Origin of the sequence: Sphingomonas antarctica, assembly GCF_965137005.1 — a bacterium.
Taxonomy (GTDB): Bacteria; Pseudomonadota; Alphaproteobacteria; order Sphingomonadales; family Sphingomonadaceae; genus Sphingomonas_O; species Sphingomonas_O antarctica.
Window position 1 is genome coordinate 1 of sequence record NZ_CBCRXM010000054.1, and the last position, 574, is coordinate 574.

The 574-nt window shown below is 58.9% G+C and carries 1 pseudogene; it reads right to left on the reverse strand.

The features are described from left to right. Positions 1–474, reverse strand: a pseudogene (locus ACM9ME_RS15455) (IS6 family transposase); the annotation flags it as partial. Positions 475–574: the final 100 nt, after the last annotated feature.

Sequence of the window (574 nt, forward strand, 5' to 3'; positions counted from 1 at the left end):
TCTCAACTTCACGCAGCTTCCCGATAATCTCTTCCGGCTTGTGCTTCTTGCTCGGCATTCGTCGTCCCTTTCGTGGTCCAGACTATCATAGTCTCTGGGCCACTCAGCGGGGGGCAGATCATTGCCCAGCACCTTCATGGCCGCCCTGTACGAGGCGAGGCCATCAGTCGTGATCGCCTCCGGACTACCATGCCGCTTCAGCGCCTTCTTCATAAAGGTCAGCGCTGCAGCCTTATCCCGCGTCTTGGTGACATAGGACTCCAGCACCTCGCCTTCGTGATCGAAGGCTCGCCAAAGGTAATGCATCTCGCCGTTGATCTTCACGAACACATCATCGAGGTGCCATCGCCAATGGCGGAAGCCGCGCATTGCGCCAACCCGCTGGCGTCTCTCCTCGCCGGCGAACATCGGGCCGAACCGGTTCCACCACATCCGAACCGTCTCGTGGCAAATGTCGATGCCGCGTTCGAACAGATGGGGTGGTTGCCGCCCTCCCCAGACGGCATCGCAATGTGCCAAAGTGTGGTGTTTACAGCTACTCAGCGGAAAGGACGGCAACCGTGACGAAGGATAT